The organism is Prevotella sp. SGI.167 (assembly GCF_050313615.1).
Lineage (GTDB): Bacteria > Bacteroidota > Bacteroidia > Bacteroidales > Bacteroidaceae > Prevotella.
In genome coordinates, this window is the sequence record NZ_JBNPLT010000020.1 from 14,584 (window position 1) to 32,092 (window position 17,509).

Annotated in this window: 11 protein-coding genes; 5 read left to right on the plus strand and 6 right to left on the minus strand. The window is 45.3% G+C overall.

Features of this window, described 5'->3' with window-relative positions; translation table 11 throughout:
- Positions 1-390 precede the first annotated feature (390 nt).
- From ACQRBJ_RS10800 to ACQRBJ_RS10815, 4 genes are all read left to right on the plus strand, one after another.
- Complete coding sequence (locus ACQRBJ_RS10800; protein ID WP_293632057.1) at positions 391-1,245, plus strand: HAD family hydrolase; 855 nt, start codon at positions 391-393, stop codon at positions 1,243-1,245.
- A 259-nt stretch (positions 1,246-1,504) separates the two neighbouring features.
- Positions 1,505-1,867, plus strand: a complete 363-nt coding sequence (locus ACQRBJ_RS10805; RefSeq protein WP_294970965.1) for a hypothetical protein — start codon at positions 1,505-1,507, stop codon at positions 1,865-1,867.
- A 155-nt stretch (positions 1,868-2,022) separates the two neighbouring features.
- Complete coding sequence (locus ACQRBJ_RS10810) at positions 2,023-2,769, plus strand: peptidylprolyl isomerase (protein ID WP_445303614.1); 747 nt, start codon at positions 2,023-2,025, stop codon at positions 2,767-2,769.
- A 97-nt stretch (positions 2,770-2,866) separates the two neighbouring features.
- Positions 2,867-4,201, plus strand: a complete 1,335-nt coding sequence (locus ACQRBJ_RS10815) for a DUF4861 domain-containing protein (protein ID WP_445303615.1) — start codon at positions 2,867-2,869, stop codon at positions 4,199-4,201.
- Between the two features lie 112 nt (positions 4,202-4,313).
- Here ACQRBJ_RS10815 and ACQRBJ_RS10820 read toward each other — a convergent pair whose 3' ends face one another.
- The 5 genes from ACQRBJ_RS10820 to ACQRBJ_RS10840 all read right to left on the minus strand — a co-directional run bounded on the left by ACQRBJ_RS10820 (position 4,314) and on the right by ACQRBJ_RS10840 (position 13,175).
- Positions 4,314-5,210, minus strand: a complete 897-nt coding sequence (locus ACQRBJ_RS10820; protein ID WP_445303616.1) for a DUF4923 family protein — start codon at positions 5,208-5,210, stop codon at positions 4,314-4,316.
- A 724-nt stretch (positions 5,211-5,934) separates the two neighbouring features.
- Positions 5,935-8,757, minus strand: coding sequence for a M16 family metallopeptidase (locus ACQRBJ_RS10825; protein ID WP_445303617.1), 2,823 nt, complete (start codon positions 8,755-8,757; stop codon positions 5,935-5,937).
- A 125-nt stretch (positions 8,758-8,882) separates the two neighbouring features.
- Positions 8,883-10,262 (minus strand): MATE family efflux transporter, encoded by a 1,380-nt coding sequence (locus tag ACQRBJ_RS10830; protein WP_445303618.1) that lies wholly within the window; start codon positions 10,260-10,262, stop codon positions 8,883-8,885.
- A 668-nt stretch (positions 10,263-10,930) separates the two neighbouring features.
- Positions 10,931-11,632 carry an FKBP-type peptidyl-prolyl cis-trans isomerase gene (locus ACQRBJ_RS10835; protein ID WP_294970955.1) on the minus strand — a complete coding sequence of 234 codons (702 nt, stop codon included), beginning with the start codon at positions 11,630-11,632 and terminating at the stop codon, positions 10,931-10,933.
- On the minus strand, positions 11,613-13,175 hold the full coding sequence (locus tag ACQRBJ_RS10840) for a glycine--tRNA ligase (RefSeq protein ID WP_294970953.1): 1,563 nt from the start codon (positions 13,173-13,175) through the stop codon (positions 11,613-11,615). Before ACQRBJ_RS10840 ends, ACQRBJ_RS10835 begins: the two co-directional genes overlap by 20 nt.
- Before the next feature lie 105 nt (positions 13,176-13,280).
- Here ACQRBJ_RS10840 and ACQRBJ_RS10845 point away from each other — a divergent pair, with 105 nt between their 5' ends.
- The gene (locus ACQRBJ_RS10845) at positions 13,281-16,085 is read left to right on the plus strand and encodes a DNA gyrase/topoisomerase IV subunit A (RefSeq protein WP_441935581.1); all 2,805 of its coding nucleotides are present in this window, start codon (positions 13,281-13,283) and stop codon (positions 16,083-16,085) included.
- Between the two features lie 126 nt (positions 16,086-16,211).
- On the opposite strand, the gene ACQRBJ_RS10850 is transcribed toward ACQRBJ_RS10845, so the two are convergent.
- Positions 16,212-17,489 (minus strand): histidine-type phosphatase, encoded by a 1,278-nt coding sequence (locus ACQRBJ_RS10850; RefSeq protein WP_441934015.1) that lies wholly within the window; start codon positions 17,487-17,489, stop codon positions 16,212-16,214.
- Positions 17,490-17,509 lie beyond the last annotated feature (20 nt).

The following is a 17,509-nucleotide window of genomic DNA, read 5'->3' on the forward strand; positions in this document are numbered from 1 at the left end:
ATTATTTCACAAAAATCATAATAATATGTACAAGAAAACTACTTTTGATGACTTTTGATGTAACAAAAAAGAATTTTGGGATTGAAAATAATTCCTTTATGTTTGGTCACGATATGCAGATGCTCGCCTATAGCACGTCCTGTGGAGCCTGAACTACCAATAATGGTGCCGGCAAAAACAAGAATTTGCCAGAGCGAGCATCGTAGAGGAATAAGGCGTACAATGCTCAGAAATGGGTTTTGTACGCCTTTTTTGTTTCATTATGTTTTTTTATATCCCAATAGTTTGCTAATTCGCTGAAAATTATGTATATTTGCAAATTATGGGAGAAAAACATCCCCGAAAGAGATAGACAGTTTAGGGTAAATATAAAAGAAAGGAGAACGAGATATGACAAAGAAGAGACCAAAGGTAGCACTGGTTTATGATTTCGACGGCACACTGTCGCCGGGCAATATGCAGGAGTTTGGATTCATACAGGCTACAGGCAAGACAAAAGACGAGTTCTGGGAGAAAAACAGAAAGTTTGCAGAGGGTAAGGATGCCAATGGCATTTTGACCTATATGTATCTGATGCTCGACGAAGCCAAGAAGAACAATATCTCGCTCACCCGGGAATCTTTTCAGAAATTCGGCAAGGATGTGGAACTGTTCCGCGGCGTAAAACAATGGTTTTCGCTCGTGAATGAATATGGCAACAGTATCGGACTGGACGTAAAGCACTACATCAACTCCTCGGGACTGAAGGAGATGATAGAGGGCACACCTATCGCCCACGAATTTGAGAACATCTACGCCTGCTCCTTTCTCTACAACAAGGAGGGAATCGCCTACTGGCCAGCCGTAGCCGTAGACTATACTACCAAAACGCAATTCCTCTTCAAAATCAACAAAGGTATCAAACAGGTGAGCGACAACAGAAGAGTGAACCAGTATATCCCCGACGAAAAGCGCCCTATCCCTTTCCCCCGAATGATATACTTCGGAGATGGAGAAACCGATGTGCCTTGCATGAAGATGGTAAAGGAACATGGCGGTCACTCGATTGCTGTATATGATAACGAGGATAAACAGAAAACAGCCTGCCAGCTTGTCAAGGAGGGACGAGTAAACTTCATGTGCTCTGCCAACTACAGCAAAGGAAGCGTGATGAATATCATCGTAAAGAGAATATTGGATAAAATAAAAGCCGATTTTGAATTCGACCGTCTGATAGAGCTGAACCAGAAGAAGGCATGGAAGTGATTTAAAGGTAAAAGGGTAAAAAGGTAAAAGGGTAAAAGGGGAAAAAGGTAAAAGGGTAAAAAAGTAAAAGGGTAAAAAGGGAAAAGGGGAAAAAAGTAAAAAGGTAAAAGGGTAAAAGGGTAAAAAAGGTAAAAGGGTAAAAAGGGCAAAAAGTAAAAGGATAAAGGGACTCTTTTGTGAATTCCTTGAAACTTTTCTTGGTTTTATCGAGGATTATGCTTAATTTTGCACACAGAAATAATAATATCAAATCATATTAATGGGAAGAAATAAATACTCAGCAGGAGAAATCAAAGAAATCGGCAAGTTGCTGCGACTCAAGAACGCAGGCAACCGTTTACAACAGAAAATGATACGCCACGACCTTCGCGTGGATTATGAATTCAATATCTCTGACTTCAATGAGCCTGGCAAGGCTTTCGGCGAGGAGGAACTGCAGGATGCCATCAAGCGTGGAGCTATCCAGATTCTCGACGATGCCACCATCGAGGCTATGAAGGCAAAACGTGCAAGAGACAAGGCTCGCGACGAGGCTGAGAGACAGAAGGAAGCTGTAGCCTGCGGTGAACAGACCGACTGGCAGGAGGCTATGAAGCAGTGGAATGAGTATTATGAAAAGTAAAAAGGTAAAAAAGTAAAAAGGTAAAAAAGTAAAAAAGTAAAAAGGTAAAAAGAACATACTGATTACGACATATACTGATTACGACATATACCGATTACGACATATACCGATTACAACATATACCGATTAATAAAATATACTGATTATAAATTATTATGGCTAAAGTATTGATAAAGACATCAGAGGGCGATATCAAGGTTCGCCTCTACGACGAGACACCTCAGCATCGTGACAACTTCATCAAGTTGGCAAAGGAGGGATATTTCGATGGCACACTCTTCCACCGTGTCATCAAGGATTTTATGATCCAGGGCGGTGACCCAGAGAGCAAGGGCGCTCCTAAAGGCAAAATGCTGGGCACGGGAGGACCTGATTACACCATCCCTGCCGAGTTCGTTTATCCACAACTTTTCCACAAGCGTGGTGCCTTGAGCGCTGCACGCCTTGGCGACGAGGTGAACCCTAACCGTGAGAGCTGCGGCAGCCAGTTTTATATTGTATGGGGAAAGACCTACAAGCAGAACGAACTGAAACAAATGGAGAAGCAGATGGGCATGCAGATGGAGCAGAATATCTTCAACCAGCTTGCCAAGGAGCATCATGATGAAATTATGAACTTCCGCCGCAACCGCGACCGCGAAGGCTTAATGAAACTACAGGATAAACTGGTGGATGAAACCAAGAAGCGCTGCAAGGAGCAGGGCTACCCAAAGTTTACCGAGGAGCAGCAGAAGGCTTACACTGAAGTAGGCGGAACCCCATTCCTCGATAACCAATATACCGTATTTGGAGAGGTGGAAGAAGGCCTTGATGTCGTGGAGAAAATCCAGAACTGTGAAACCATGCGTGGTGATAGACCTAAGGAGGATATCAGCATGGATATCTCCGTTATAGAAGAATAAAAGGCATTTCTCGCAGTTCTTTCTACAAAACTGCGAGAAATCTTTATTCTGTATCTACAACTATTCATCCGTATTAAACAAAAACAAACAAATCAAAATGAAAAAGATTCATGGAAAAATGATGAAGGGCACCACGGCCAAGAGCCTGATGATGCTCCTGGCTTTGGCAGCTTCTAACTACTGCCATGCTCAGCAAGCCACTATCGTGGTAAGCAATCCTACTTCCGCATCACGCACAGAGCTTATCTCCCTCAGCATGAACGAGGTGAAGGAGAAACTGGGCAATGCTGCCCCTAAAAAGGGAGAGGCTTACATCGTGAAGAACAAACGAGGACAGCAGATTGGCTCGCAGATTACCCACGATGGCCTTCTGCTCATAGATGCAAGCATACGTCCTCACGGCTCTGCCACTTACTACGTGAGCATCGGCAAGCCTTACCAGCAGAAGGTTTATGCCACCGGCGCTCTCTATAAGATAAGAAAGGATGATATCGCATGGGAGAACGACCGATGCGCCTACCGCGTATATGGCCCTACCCTTCAGAAGACCGGCGAGCGTTCCTTCGGTACCGACATCTGGGTGAAGAATACTCCGGATACCGTGGTTTACGATCGATACATCAAGGATATGAACGGCAATATCAAGGGCGACAAGATTGATGCCAGGGTAAGAACTATGCAAAAGCAGGAAAAGGCAGAGAAGAACACAGCAAAGGCTGCTGCTCTTGCCAAGCAAATCAAGGCTCTGCAGGCAGAATCGCGCGAAATGGATATCCTCACCTCCTTCCATCTCGACCACGGAAACGGATTGGATCCTTATCGTGTGGGCGCTACCCTGGGATTGGGTGCACCAAGCCTCATGGTGGGCAAGAACCAGGTTCTGCCTTACTGCTACAAGGATTACAGGATATTGGATAACGGTCCGCTCCGCTTCACCGTAGAACTGACTTACAACCCATCTGCCGTAGGCGATATGAAGAACGTGGTGGAGCACCGCATCATCTCGCTCGACAAGGGCAGCAACTTCAACCGGATGACCGTATGGTACGACGGCTTGACCACTCCTACCGATTTCGCCACCGGTTTCCCTATCCACGAGGAGGATACCGAGAGCAAGACCTTCGCCAAGGATTACGTAAGCTATGCTGACCCTACGGACAATATCGAGGTAAACCATTCTCAAGTATATGTGGGAGTTCTCTTTCCGGAAGGCATCGACCATACCTACTATCAGCTCTTCGATAAGAAGCACGATGGTGCTACCGGTCATGCCCTCGGCTTGAAGCGTGGCTTGAAGAATGGGGAGAAATACAGCTACTACTTCGGTGCAGCATGGAGCAAATATGATGTAAGAAGCTATGCCGAATGGCAAATCCGCATCAAGGATTATCTGGATGCATTGAAGAATCCGCTCCTGATTGAGGTGAAATAGGAAATATATTAAACCGCAAAAGCGATAAGCCAAGATATAAAAATCGAAACAAAAAGCCGCCCTCATATCATTAGAAGAGGACGGCTTTATTGTTTTTTAAATAAAGATTATATTACTTTGTCATCTCGAAACCTACACGCATACCATCATAATTGTTGGCGATACTGCCTACGGCGCTCAATGTAGAGCTGCCCTTGAAGGCACTGAGGGCCTTGATGAGATTGAGCAGCTTCTTCTGGTCGAAGAGAAGACTGATGCCATTGGTTGTCTTGGTGGCATAGCCCGAAGCACTCAGCAGAAGGCCCTTCAGCTGGATGGCATGAGTCTTCTCATCAAAGGTATAGGTGCCATTCCATGCCTTGCCGTCAATCTTGGCAGAGAAAGTACCATCGGTATTAAAGGTGAAGTAGGTATTGGAACTGCTGAATCCAAACTTCTTGTAATAACCTTCCAGCTTATTCTCAACCTTGCTGGCAGCAATCTCGCCACCCGCCTTAGCCAGCAGGTTCTCTGAGGTGAAGGCGCACCCTGGCTTGCTGTATTTCCAGGTATGGCAGAGATCTGCCTGCTTAAATGTACCCGAACCGATTACATTGTTCAGGATTCCGTTGATTATACTTCCTGCATTACTGCTTGAGTTGCTGCCATTACCAGCATTACTACCACCCAGGATAGCGCCCAATACGCCTGCTACGGTTGCTGCAGAATTGACGGTAGCAGAAGTATTATTAGCGGTAGTAGTGGTTGCTGCAGATGCAGAAGAAGAAGTAGTAGTAGGAGCTGCAGATGCTGTAGACGCAGAAGCAGTAGATTTCTTAGCTGTCGTCTTCTTGGAAGAAGTTTTTTTAGTAGTCTTCTTGGTTGACTTCTTAGTAGTCTTCTTAGTTGACTTCTTAACCGGCATCAACTCAGAATTGGAAGCATTCAGCGCAGCTTCGTTCATAGCGCTAGCATTGCTGCCAGCTGTGCATGCAAGCACAAGGGCAGCGAAAAGAAATACCTTTTTCATTTTTACTTTCTATTTATTTGTTTAAATCTAATTCTCTTATATCATTCGCTTTCTTCACTTTCATATTTCCCATCATAAATGAGGAAAAACTATTATAATAGATGAAAAACAGGAGAAAAGGTTTAATTTGTTGCATAAATGTTTCATAAAACGAATGAAATGTGACGATTTTGTGTCAACGATTGCACATTTTTTTGACATAAATCAAAAAAGAACGAAAAATAGACATATTTTTTCAAAAAGTATCCCCGAAAATGAACAGAATATCCTATCTTTGCAACGTTTTAAAAATCACAATAGGTTATGAATGATTTAATTAAGGTAAATTCAGAGAATCAGAATCAGGCAATCGACAGATGCCAGCAGATTCTTAATGAACGCCGCGAGGCGCTTGCCTCTAAGGCAAGAAGAAGAGATTAAGTCTTTTGATTTTTAGCGAACAAGAGACAAGATTCTTCTTAGAAAGAGATTATTTTCAGAATGACATTCGGTTGAGAGATTCTGCTGAATCTATTTTTCCCAACAGGGAGAAAGAATGATTCAGGGAAACAGAACCCCGAAAACTGAAAATGAGAGAGATTTTTCAGAACGACTCTTAAATTTTAAGAGGAACTGAAATTTTTGGGAAAAACAAAAGTTAAAATCCCGTTGTCGTCCATCTTGCATGGTACGTACAACGGGATTTTTTCATTTTCTATCTAATATCCAGATATCCAAATCAGAATTATTTGTTCTTCTCGCCCTTCATGATAACCTCTACATGATTGCCACTCTTCAAGATAACATTCTTGAGGAAGTCTGAAATCTGAGCGCCATCGATTGACTTCACGAGATTCTTATAGTTGCTGTAATTATCAACCTTGTGAAGGTCGAACATACCCAAGGTCTGAATCCAGTAACCGTTGGTCTTCTCATCCACGCCAGCCTGCTTCAAGAGAATCTCCTTTACTTTCTGCAAATCGTCAGCATCAACCTTGGCAATCACCTCGTCCATACCCTTGAAGAAGCATGGGATGGCAACATCTGCCTTCTCTGGATTCAGCTGAGCCATACCGTTGATGGTAATCTGCACCTTGTTGTCTGCGTCAAAGAAAACGCCATAGATGGCACCTGCAGAATAAGCAGCACTCAACTCCTCGCGGATGCTGCGCAGATACTTCATCTCCAGGAGGCGTGCTGCCATATCTGCCAGCACACTGCTCTTCTGGGTATAAGGCATCTTGGCAAACCACATCTCGCGAGCCTGGCTCTGAGGATTCTCCATAGCCTTAGTGAATACATTGCTCACCTTGCCTGTAGCACAAGGCATTGGCTGGTTCTTGATCTTGATCTTCATGCCCTGGTTAGGGAGAGAGGCAATATACTGCTCGATGAGTGGGAGGAGCACCTTCTCATCATAGTTGCCTACAAAGTAGAAAGTGAAATCCTTGGCATTACTGTAGAGCTGATGCCACATTTCGAGACAGGCATCATAATCGATGCTCTGGATGTCGGAAGCCTCAGGAATGCGAGCCAGTTTGCTACCCAGGTAAAGGGTGCTCTGTACTGAGTCCTGATATACAAGCCTAGGGTTATTGCTCTTGTTGGCAAGAACTGTAGTATAGGTATTCTTCATGTTGTCGAATGCCTTCTGATCCTTAGTAACATTGGTCATATTGAGATAAACCAGCTGCATCATCGTCTCAAGATCCTTAGGAGTGGTAGTACCGCTCAAACCGTGACGGAAGGTAGAGAAAGAGAAATCTACACCACATTGCTTGCCGGCAAGTGCCTTCTCCAAATCATTGCTAGAGAATTCGCCCAAACCGCTCAATCCCCATACGGCACTGGCATTCTGCGCATTGATAGGGTCATTCTGATAAGCTGCATAACCGATGTTGGCAGAAGCAGCAAACTGAATCTCATCGTCCTTGAAGTCTGTCTTCTTGATAATTACTTTGGCTCCGTTGGAGAGGGTAAGCTTCTTGAAGCCCAACTGCTTGTTCTCCTCAGTCTTCTTGATTTTGCCTGCCTTAGGTGCCTGAGCCATCAGCGGCTCCTGCTTCACATTGTCCACATAAGCCTCAAGCTTCTCGCTGCGCACCTGCTTCACGATGTCGGCAAGTTCCTGTTCGGTTGGATAAACGGCACCCTCTGCCTCGTGCATGAACACCATGCTTACAAGGTTGGTATCGGTAGTACAGATCAACTGCTTCACGGCACTGTTAACCACATCTACAGAAAGGCGTGGCACTACCATCTTATAGATCTGAGTTTCATCCTCTACAGAAGGAATTGGCTCGTTAGAGATGAAATGGTCAACATACTGAGTGGTAAACTGCTCATTCTTCATCTTGGCACGGTTCTCGTAAGTCTTGTCAACATGACTCATGAATTCGTCCTTGGCACGCTGATATTCAGAAGCCGTAAAGCCGAAATCATGCACGCGCTTAGCTTCGCGCATCAAGGCAGCATATGCCTCCTTCACCTTGCCCGGCTTAGCCACGCCTACCACTGAGAAAGCATCCTTTGTACTGGAAACCAGATAGTTGCCAATATCACTACCTCCCTGCAGGAATGGACAATCTGCCTCACGGGCCATCTCAGAAAAACGAGCATTGAGCATAGAGGTTGCCACATTCTTCAAGTAACCCTCAAGCAGATATGGCAAAGTACCTTTCAATGAATCAGGAGTTGTCTCGTTCTTCATCATGATGTTGATGATGTCATACTGCTGCTCCTTGTTCTTATCCACTACGTAGATGGCAGTATCGTTATCAGCTACAGGAACAGGAATCACCTTAGCAGCATCCTTAGGCACCTTAATGCCTGAGAAAAGCTCCTTGATCTTGCCCTCAATATGGTTAACGTCTACATCACCAACAACGATAATAGCCTGATTATCCGGGCGATACCACTTACGATAGTAAGCACGGAGTGTTTCAGGCTTACATCCGTCGATAACGCTCATCAAACCGATAGGCAAACGATAGCCATACTTCTCGCCTTGATAGAGTTTAGGGAGAGCACGCTCCAACATGAGCTGCTGACCTACCATACGCATGCGATACTCGTTGTGAACCACATCGCGCTCATCCTCGATGGCCTTGGTGGTAAGCGAGATGCCATTGCTCCAATCCTTCAGGATGAGCATACATGAATCTACGGCAGAAACACGGGCAGTAGGCACATCGGTGAAGTAATAAACGGTCTTGTCAACACTGGTATAAGCGTTCAGATTACGACCATACTCCACACCGATGCTCTGCAGATAGCTCTGGAGGGTATTGTCCTTGAAGTGCTCAGTACCATTGAAGGCAAGGTGCTCAAGGAGGTGAGCCAAACCGCGCTGGTCATCGTTCTCATTAATAGAACCTACTTTCTGGGCGATATAGAAGCTGGCTACATGCTCAGGATAACTGTTGTGGCGAATGTAATAGGTCAATCCATTGTCAAGATGACCAATCTTCACATTCTTATCCACTGGGATAGGTGGCATCTGCTGCGCCATCGCTGTTCCCACAGAGAGCAGCAACAGTGCTGCTGCGAAAATTTTTCTTAATCTCATTCTTCTCTGTTTATTAATAAATATGTAATTATTAGCTATTTCTGCTGCAAAATTACATAAAAATTAAAAGATTTGCAAGCATTTGGAAGATTATCTTTCCAAATGCCTGCAATCTTAACATAAAACTAACATTGGAAGCTCTTCATCCATGAGCCACGGAAGAGGCGGATAAGAAAGAGGATGCCACGGAAGGTAAGCTCCGTAGCCATAGCTATCCAAACTCCCTCCAAGCCATAGCTTTTCGAAAGCCCATAAGCCAGGGTAAGGCGCACCAGCCACATCGTGCTCAAGTTGATGGCGGCAGGCTTCATCGTATCGCCCGCACCCACGCAAACGCTATAGGTCACGATACTCGCAGCAAAGAAAGGCTCTGCAAATGCCTCGATTCGGAGGCAGACTGTACCCAGTTCCCGAATACTCTCCACCGGTGACAGCACCCCTATCATCTCCGGCGCAAAGACATACATCACTACGCCCATCAATGCCATCACTCCCATGCCCAATCCTACCGTCATATAAGCAAAATTCTTGCAGAGATTCATGCGTCCGGCACCATGCGTCTGCCCCACAAGCGTAGATGCTGCGTCGCCGATACCGTAACCCGGCATATAACAAAGGCTCTCAGCAGTGATGGCAAACGAATGGGCAGCAATGGCAATATTGCCCAATGGTGCCACAATCATGGTGCTCACTATCTGCGCACCGCTCATCAGGATATTCTGTATGGCTATCGGGATACTTATCTTGCAGGCGTGCCTTACATATTCCTCTACCCATCTGAACGGTACCCTATCCTGACGGAAATTGAGCAGACGGTTTCTGAATGCCGAAAGATAGAGATTGGGCAAAGAGATGCTGATATACGCCAAAGCCGTACCCATCGCTGCTCCCACCACACCCATCTTCATAATATAAATGAAGAGATAATTGAAAGCCACGTCACACAGGCATATCAATACAGCCATGATGCTGGGCGTATGCATATTGCCTGCCGACTTGAGCATCATCTCGGAAATATGATACAGGAACACAAACGGCAATACTAGACTGTAAATCAGGAAATAGCGAGAGGAATTGGGAGCGATGTCCTCACCTCCACCCAGCCAATAAGGCAGATGGGAATGAATGCCTACACCGATAAGCGTAACGAAGAGGCTGAAAGCCACTCCACATATCAGGGCATGACGATATACCTGGCGAGCCTTCACCAGGTCGTTGGCACCAATGAAATGAGCTACCTGCACCGAGAAACCGGTGGCTGCTGCACTCAGCAAGCTACCTATCAACCAGGTTGTTGACTCGATAATTCCTATACTTGCCGAAGCCTCAGCGCCTAGATGCCCCACCATCGAAGCATCAATAAAAAACATCAGCACGGTAGAAATCTGTGCCAGCATGGAGGGTACACTCAAACCAGCGATGAGATTCAGCTTCTCACCGCCTGTCATCGGGCGCCCTAAGCGGATAGACTCCATCAGATAATCTGTCTTATTCTTGAATAGCATTTTTCTTCTATTTATGAATTTACACAATCTATTTATGAGTAAAACGTAAAATCTATCAATTTATGATTTAAACGTCACCTATTTATAATTTAAACGCAAAAAAAGGCGACTCCAAAAAGGAATCGCCATTTTTATTTTTTTAATACATGTTTCGTACCTTTGTTTTTCCCAAAACTTATCTCCCACTGAAGCGGGACAGTACTGTCATTAACCTAGAATAAACAACCTATTTAACCTAACAAACTAAATACCTGTCGTCCTTGAATAAACAATCTTTCTTTACCTTAACTAACACCTAATATAAAAAAACTAACAACCTTAAACCTAAAAACTAAACCTATAAAATCTATTACCTAACTAAAAACCTAAAACTCATTTTTTCTGATGCAAAGGTACAACTATTTTTTGAAACTGCAATACTTTTTCCCATAAAAATGCATGAATCCAACATTTTTTGACGTAAATCAAAGATTTGTGTGCGAACACGAACACTTGTTAACACATCAGAAAGGTCTCTTAACACAAAAAAGAAACGTTCCTGAGAATGCCATATCATGCAATCTCAGGAACGCTCCTCTTTATTTCCCTATATAAATAATTAAGGTATGAACTCCCATATATAATAGATATGAGCCCTATATATAAATAAGGTGTAATTTATGAAATCCTTACTCAGTAATCCAAGTACCCTGCTTCTTGCCTGCTTCTACTGCTCTCGAACCAGGTACTACCTGACCAATGCGGTAGTAGCTGTCCAATACTATCTCAAAGCGAAGCATTGAATAGGCAGGAATTGTGCTACTCGAACTCTGGGTTGTGCCATAAGCCAACTGATATGGCATGTAAACCATCCAGCGGTCGCCTATATGCATATTGAGCAATGCAGTGGTAAAACCATCCACAAGGCTATTTACCGCATAAGTTGCAACCTGAGCAGTCGTCTTATCGTATGTGCCATCAAAGGTCTTATCAAATACATAACCAGCAGGATAAGTATCTGTACCCAGCATTCTACCACGATAGCTCACCTTCACCGAATCGGTATACATCGGACAGCCGCTACCCTTGCCCTTATCCAGAACATGAACAACGATATAATCAACATCCTTGTAAGTAAGAGAAACTGTATTACCGTTGGCATCCTTGTTAGGCGTCTGGTTTTGCAACGACCAGTTGAGTATCACCTTCCATTCATCGCTGCCGTTGGCTATCTGCTGACGGGCATACGCCAAAGTATCGGCAAAAGCCTTCTCGTTACGCTCCTGCCAGTTTGCATACTCATCTACGGTGTTGTCATCCTCGCTACATGATGACAGTGCGAATACTGCCATCATGAGCAAGAAGAGATATTTAGAAATTCTTAATTTCATTACCAAGTTTCTTTAATACGCTAGTAATACTTACGCGTTCCTCGATGATGCTGCGGAGATCAGAGATTGCAACACGCTCCTGCTCCATGGTATCACGATAACGGAGAGTTACCTTATGATCATTTGGAGTCTCGTGGTCAACGGTAATACAGAATGGAGTACCGATGGCATCCTGACGGCGATAACGCTTACCGATGGAATCCTTAGGATCGCCATAGTGAGTGTTGAAGTGGAACTTCAACTCGTCAACAATCTCATGTGCCAACTCTGGCAAACCATACTTCTTATCCAATGGGAACACAGCACACTTAACAGGTGCCAAAGCCTCTGGCAAACGCAAAACAACACGTGTCTCGCCATTCTCCAGTTTCTCCTCGCAGTAAGAGTGGCACATTACGCTGAGGAACATACGGTCTACACCGATAGATGTCTCTACATCGTAAGGCACATAGCTCTCGTTCTTCTCTGGATCGAAGTACTTGATAGAGCGGCCGCTGTACTTCTCGTGCTGAGAAAGGTCGAAATTGGTACGGCTGTGGATACCCTCCACTTCCTTGAAGCCGAATGGCATCTTGAACTCGATGTCGGTAGCAGCATTAGCATAGTGAGCCAGCTTCTCGTGATCATGATAACGGTAGTTCTCGTTACCCATGCCCAGTGCCTCATGCCAAGCCAGACGAACCTTCTTCCAATACTCAAACCACTTCATCTCAGTACCAGGCTGGCAGAAGAACTGCATCTCCATCTGCTCGAACTCACGCATACGGAATACGAACTGACGGGCAACAACCTCGTTACGGAAAGCCTTACCAATCTGGCAGATACCGAATGGCAACTTCATACGACCGGTCTTCTGAACGCTCAAGTAATCTACGAAGATACCCTGAGCAGTCTCAGGACGGAGATATACCTTGCTTGTAGCATCGCTGGCAGCACCCATCTGGGTAGAGAACATCAGGTTGAACTGGCGAACGTCTGTCCAGTTCTTGGTACCGCTGATAGGGCAAACGATACCCTCGTCCTCGATAATCTGCTTCAGCATCTCCAGGTTAGGACCCTGCATAGCCTCAGTATAGCGGGCATGGAGATCATCAAACTTCTTCTGGTTCTCCAGAACGCGAGGATTAGTTGCACGGAACTGAGCCTCATCAAAGCTATCGCCGAAACGCTTCTGAGCCTTGGCAATCTCCTTGGCAATCTTCTCCTCATACTTAGCCATGTGATCCTCGATGAGCACATCGGCACGATAACGCTTCTTTGAATCGCGGTTATCAATCAATGGGTCGTTGAAAGCATCTACGTGTCCAGATGCCTTCCATACTGTAGGGTGCATGAAGATAGCTGCATCGAGACCAACAATGTTCTCGTGCAACAACACCATACTCTGCCACCAGTACTGCTTGATATTGTTCTTGAGCTCAACACCATTCTGACCATAGTCATAAACGGCAGCCAAGCCATCATAAATTTCACTACTTGGGAACACGAAGCCATATTCCTTGCAATGGCTTACAATTTTCTTAAAAACATCTTCCTGTGCCATGATTAAATCTTATTTTTTTCAAATTTTCGGCAAAGATACTCTTTTTTCTCGAAAAAAAGTTGTATTTTTGCCATAAATTAATAAAATAAGTATTAAAAGCTACATATGAGCGACGAAATTAAAGATAAAAACGAGATAAATGAGGAAAATACGCCTCAAGAACACTCCGATTACAAACCGGTGAACCGTTTTGATGCTTCTGCCGTACATCACCTCAGCGGAATGTATCAGAACTGGTTCCTCGACTATGCATCGTATGTGATCCTGGAGCGAGCCGTACCTCATATCGAAGACGGATTGAAACCCGTACAGCGACGCATCCTCCACTCCATGAAGCGCATGGATGACGGAAGATACAACAAGGTGGCTAACATCGTGGGACATACGATGCAGTTCCACCCTCACGGAGATGCATCTATCGGAGATGCCCTCGTACAAATGGGACAGAAAGACCTGCTCATCGACACACAGGGTAACTGGGGCAATATCCTCACGGGCGACCGTGCAGCCGCTCCCCGATACATCGAGGCACGACTCTCTAAATTCGCCCTGGATGTAGTATTCAACCCTAAAACTACCGATTGGCAACTCTCCTACGACGGAAGAAACAAAGAACCTATCACCCTGCCAGCCAAATTTCCACTGCTTTTGGCACAAGGTGCAGAGGGTATCGCCGTGGGATTGAGCAGCAAGGTATTGCCGCATAACTTCAACGACCTTTGCGATGCAGCCATCCACTATCTCAAGGGAGAACCTTTCAGTATCTACCCCGATTTCCCTACTGGTGGTGCCATCGACGTAAGCAAATACAACGATGGGCAGAGAGGTGGTGTTCTGAAGGTAAGAGCCAAGATTGACAAACTCGACAACAAGACGCTCGTCATCAGCGAGATACCATACAGCAAAACCACGGTAAGCCTCATCGAAAGCATTACCAAGGCAGTAGAAAAGGGAAAAATCAAGGCTCGTAAGATAGAAGACGTCACATCGGCGAATGTAGAAATCCTCGTACATCTTACTCCTGGTACTTCTTCGGATAAGACGATGGATGCACTCTATGCCTTCAGCGATTGCGAAATCAACATTTCGCCCAACTGCTGCGTCATAGAGGACAACAAACCAAAGTTCCTCACCGTGAGCGATGTACTCAGACATAGCGTTGACCGCACAATGGGATTGCTCCGCCGCGAATTGATGATACGTAAGGGTGAGCTGGAAGAGCAGCTCTTCTTCTCTTCGCTTGAACGCATCTTCATCGAGGAACGCATCTACAAGGAGCGCAAATTCGAGCAGAGCAAGAGTCAGGATGAGGTAGTGGCATTCATCGATTCAAAACTGGAGCCTTTCAAGGACCAGATCTTCACTGCAGAGGTTGATGGCAAGGGAAATGTGGAATACTCCTTCCACCGTGACATCACAAGGGAAGACATCCTCAAACTCCTGGAAATCAAAATGCAGCGCATCCTGAAATACAACAAGGATAAGGCTGATGAACTCCTGATGAAAATCAAGGCAGAATTGGCAGAAATCGAAAACGACCTCGCCCACATGACCGATGTTACCATCAACTGGTTTGAATATCTCAAGGGCAAGTACGGAAAGATGCATCCAAGAAGAACCGAAATCAGAAACTTCGATACCATAGAGGTAACCAAGGTGGTGGAAGCCAACCAGAAGCTCTACATCAACCGACAGGAAGGCTTCGTTGGTACAGGATTGAAGAAGGATGAATTCGTATGCAACTGCTCTGACCTCGACGACATCATCATCTTCTACAAGGATGGAAAATTCAAGGTAACCAAGGTTGCCGACAAGATATTCGTGGGCAAAAACATCCTCCACGTTCAGGTGTTCAAGAAGAACGACAAGCGAACCATCTACAACTGCGTATATCGTGATGGCAAGCAGGGCGACTACTTCATCAAGCGATTCAACGTAACCGCTATGACGCGCGACAAGCTCTACGACATCACGCAGGGAACTCCGGGAAGCCGCATTATCTACTTCACCGCCAATCCAAATGGCGAAGCAGAAATCATCAAGGTAACGATGGAACCGGATCTGAGCAAGAAACGCCAAAGCATCTTCCTGGAGAAAGATTTCTCTGAAATCCTCATCAAGGGACGTGCTGCCAAGGGCAACCTGCTCACCAAGCGCACCATCCGCCGCATCGGATTGAAGAGCCACGGACACAGCACCCTGGGAGGAAGGAAGGTATGGTTCGACCCTGATGTAAACCGCATCAATTATGATGAGAACGGCAGATTCCTGGGAGAATTCAACGATGATGACTCAATCCTTGTAGCATTAGACAATGGCGAATTCTACATCACCAACTTCGATGTGAATAACCATTACGAGGACAACATCCTGAGATTGGAGAAATGGGATGAGCACAAGATATGGACAGCCATCCTCTATGATGCCGACAATCAGGGTTATCCATACATCAAGCGATTTACGATGGATGCCACCAAGCGCCATCAGAATTTCATGGGTGAGAACCCTAACTGCAAGCTCATCCTCCTCACCGATACCCCATTCCCTCGTATCAAGGTCACCTATGGCGGTGTAGACGCCATTCGTCCTGCCGAGGAAATCGATGCCGAGCAATTCATCGCCCAGAAGAGCTTCAAGGCAAAGGGTAAGCGCCTGACGACATTCAAGCTGGAGAGCATAGAAGAACTGGAGCCGACAAGATTCCCGGAGCCATCACCAGCCGATGATGATTCATCGAATGATGACTCTAATGCATCTTCCTCTTCAGAAGTCTCAGAAGAAAATCTCGACCCTGATGCTGGCAAAAGCGAACAGCAGGTTATTGATGAGTTAACTGGTCAAACCAACCTCTTCTCCGAAAAGGATTTCGAAGAAGAAAAAAAAGACAAAGATTGGTTATCAAAGCAATAGAGACTCAAAAAAATTCCCGTAAAGGATTTCGATGTATAAAAAAAGGGAGCTTAAAGCATCAATTGCCTTAAGTTCCCCTTTTTTTCTTTATATATGATATATACGCTGCAGCAAAGAAAGCGCCTTTTACTTCTTATATTCCTGCAGCTTCCCCAGGCAATAAGCCTTGAAATCACTCCAGTGATAATAAGGTGCTATATCGCTCTTGATAGGAAGTGTTGCCTCATCCTCGCAAAGCAAAACCTTCACCAGCACATCGTTCGCCTTGTTGCGATAGAACACAAACTGAAGGTTAGTAGCCATCGGAGTAATCTTATAATCAAACCACTGGGTAGCCACCTTCTCCGGATCCTTGATCTCCTCGCCATATCCGTTCAGGTTCAGAAGACAAGTGAGCGGAGTGACCATCGTATCATGACCATATCTCAAGGTTGCACCCGGATGCTGAAGAGCAATACAGCTATCAGCCTTCTCGATGATATCCATGAGAAGATTACGCTGAGAGAATGGCTGAACATTGCCCGTATAAGGCGAATTGCCATAAGATACCTGCCATCCTAAATTGCTCTGCAACCAATTCTGATAAAGCTCCTCCTCTGTAAAGAGATCATAGAGAGATACCTTACCTCTCAACTCTGTACCCTGAATAGAGCTTGCCATCTCATAGAGACGCCAGTTAAGATCACTTTGGTCGATATTCTGCTTCACCCAAACAGGGTCGTTGAAAAGTTCCTGCATCACTCGGCTATAGCAGGCATGCTTTCGGGCAAAATCCTCTCTTACCACTCTTCTTCCCACACTATGCTTCAAGCTATCCAGATATCTATCGCCCTGATTCATGTAATACATGTCGTGGTCGCTGGCATCATGGAAGATATGGAGTTTCGGATTCATGCGAAGCATCTGATGTAAACCGTTCTCCATAGAAAGGATGCATCGGATAACCAATGTGCTTCGAGCCTCAATATTCGCATTACCGGCAAAAATCTCAGGGAATCGCTCCATCATTCTTCGGGTAATACCCTGATGCTGCAAAGCACCAAGTGGAGTCAACTCGCCATCGCGTCCCTTCGCCTCTTCACGAATCATCTTCACCTTTGCTAATGTCTCCTCACCTTTGGCGGTCAATTTACCCTCCTGCTTCGCCTTCAACAGAGAGAAATAAGGCACATCATACGCCTTTTTGCCAATCATGAATCGGGAGCCATGACGGCCATAGTGGCTCAGATAGAAAGGTTTGTATCCTTTAGGAGCAGGAGTCAACTGCTTCTGAGGTCCGCGATAAGCCACATAGTTACTACCTGAGAGCGTAATGTCTCTCTTAAAATCCTCCTGAGGAGTCTGGGCCGTCATAGGCATCGCAAAAGCAAGAGATGCCCACAATAATAGATTCTTTGCGTTCATTGTTACTACTTAATTTTATC

Excerpts from the sequence above, each read along its gene's own strand:
- ACQRBJ_RS10800 (WP_293632057.1), top strand. The coding sequence starts at position 391 with ATGACAAAGAAGAGACCAAAGGTAGCACTGGTTTATGATTTCGACGGC.
- ACQRBJ_RS10805 (WP_294970965.1), top strand. The coding sequence starts at position 1,505 with ATGGGAAGAAATAAATACTCAGCAGGAGAAATCAAAGAAATCGGCAAG.
- ACQRBJ_RS10810 (WP_445303614.1), top strand. The coding sequence starts at position 2,023 with ATGGCTAAAGTATTGATAAAGACATCAGAGGGCGATATCAAGGTTCGC.
- ACQRBJ_RS10815 (WP_445303615.1), top strand. The coding sequence starts at position 2,867 with ATGAAAAAGATTCATGGAAAAATGATGAAGGGCACCACGGCCAAGAGC.
- ACQRBJ_RS10820 (WP_445303616.1), bottom strand. The coding sequence starts at position 5,210 with ATGAAAAAGGTATTTCTTTTCGCTGCCCTTGTGCTTGCATGCACAGCT.
- ACQRBJ_RS10825 (WP_445303617.1), bottom strand. The coding sequence starts at position 8,757 with ATGAGATTAAGAAAAATTTTCGCAGCAGCACTGTTGCTGCTCTCTGTG.
- ACQRBJ_RS10830 (WP_445303618.1), bottom strand. The coding sequence starts at position 10,262 with ATGCTATTCAAGAATAAGACAGATTATCTGATGGAGTCTATCCGCTTA.
- ACQRBJ_RS10835 (WP_294970955.1), bottom strand. The coding sequence starts at position 11,632 with ATGAAATTAAGAATTTCTAAATATCTCTTCTTGCTCATGATGGCAGTA.
- ACQRBJ_RS10840 (WP_294970953.1), bottom strand. The coding sequence starts at position 13,175 with ATGGCACAGGAAGATGTTTTTAAGAAAATTGTAAGCCATTGCAAGGAA.
- ACQRBJ_RS10845 (WP_441935581.1), top strand. The coding sequence starts at position 13,281 with ATGAGCGACGAAATTAAAGATAAAAACGAGATAAATGAGGAAAATACG.
- ACQRBJ_RS10850 (WP_441934015.1), bottom strand. The coding sequence starts at position 17,489 with ATGAACGCAAAGAATCTATTATTGTGGGCATCTCTTGCTTTTGCGATG.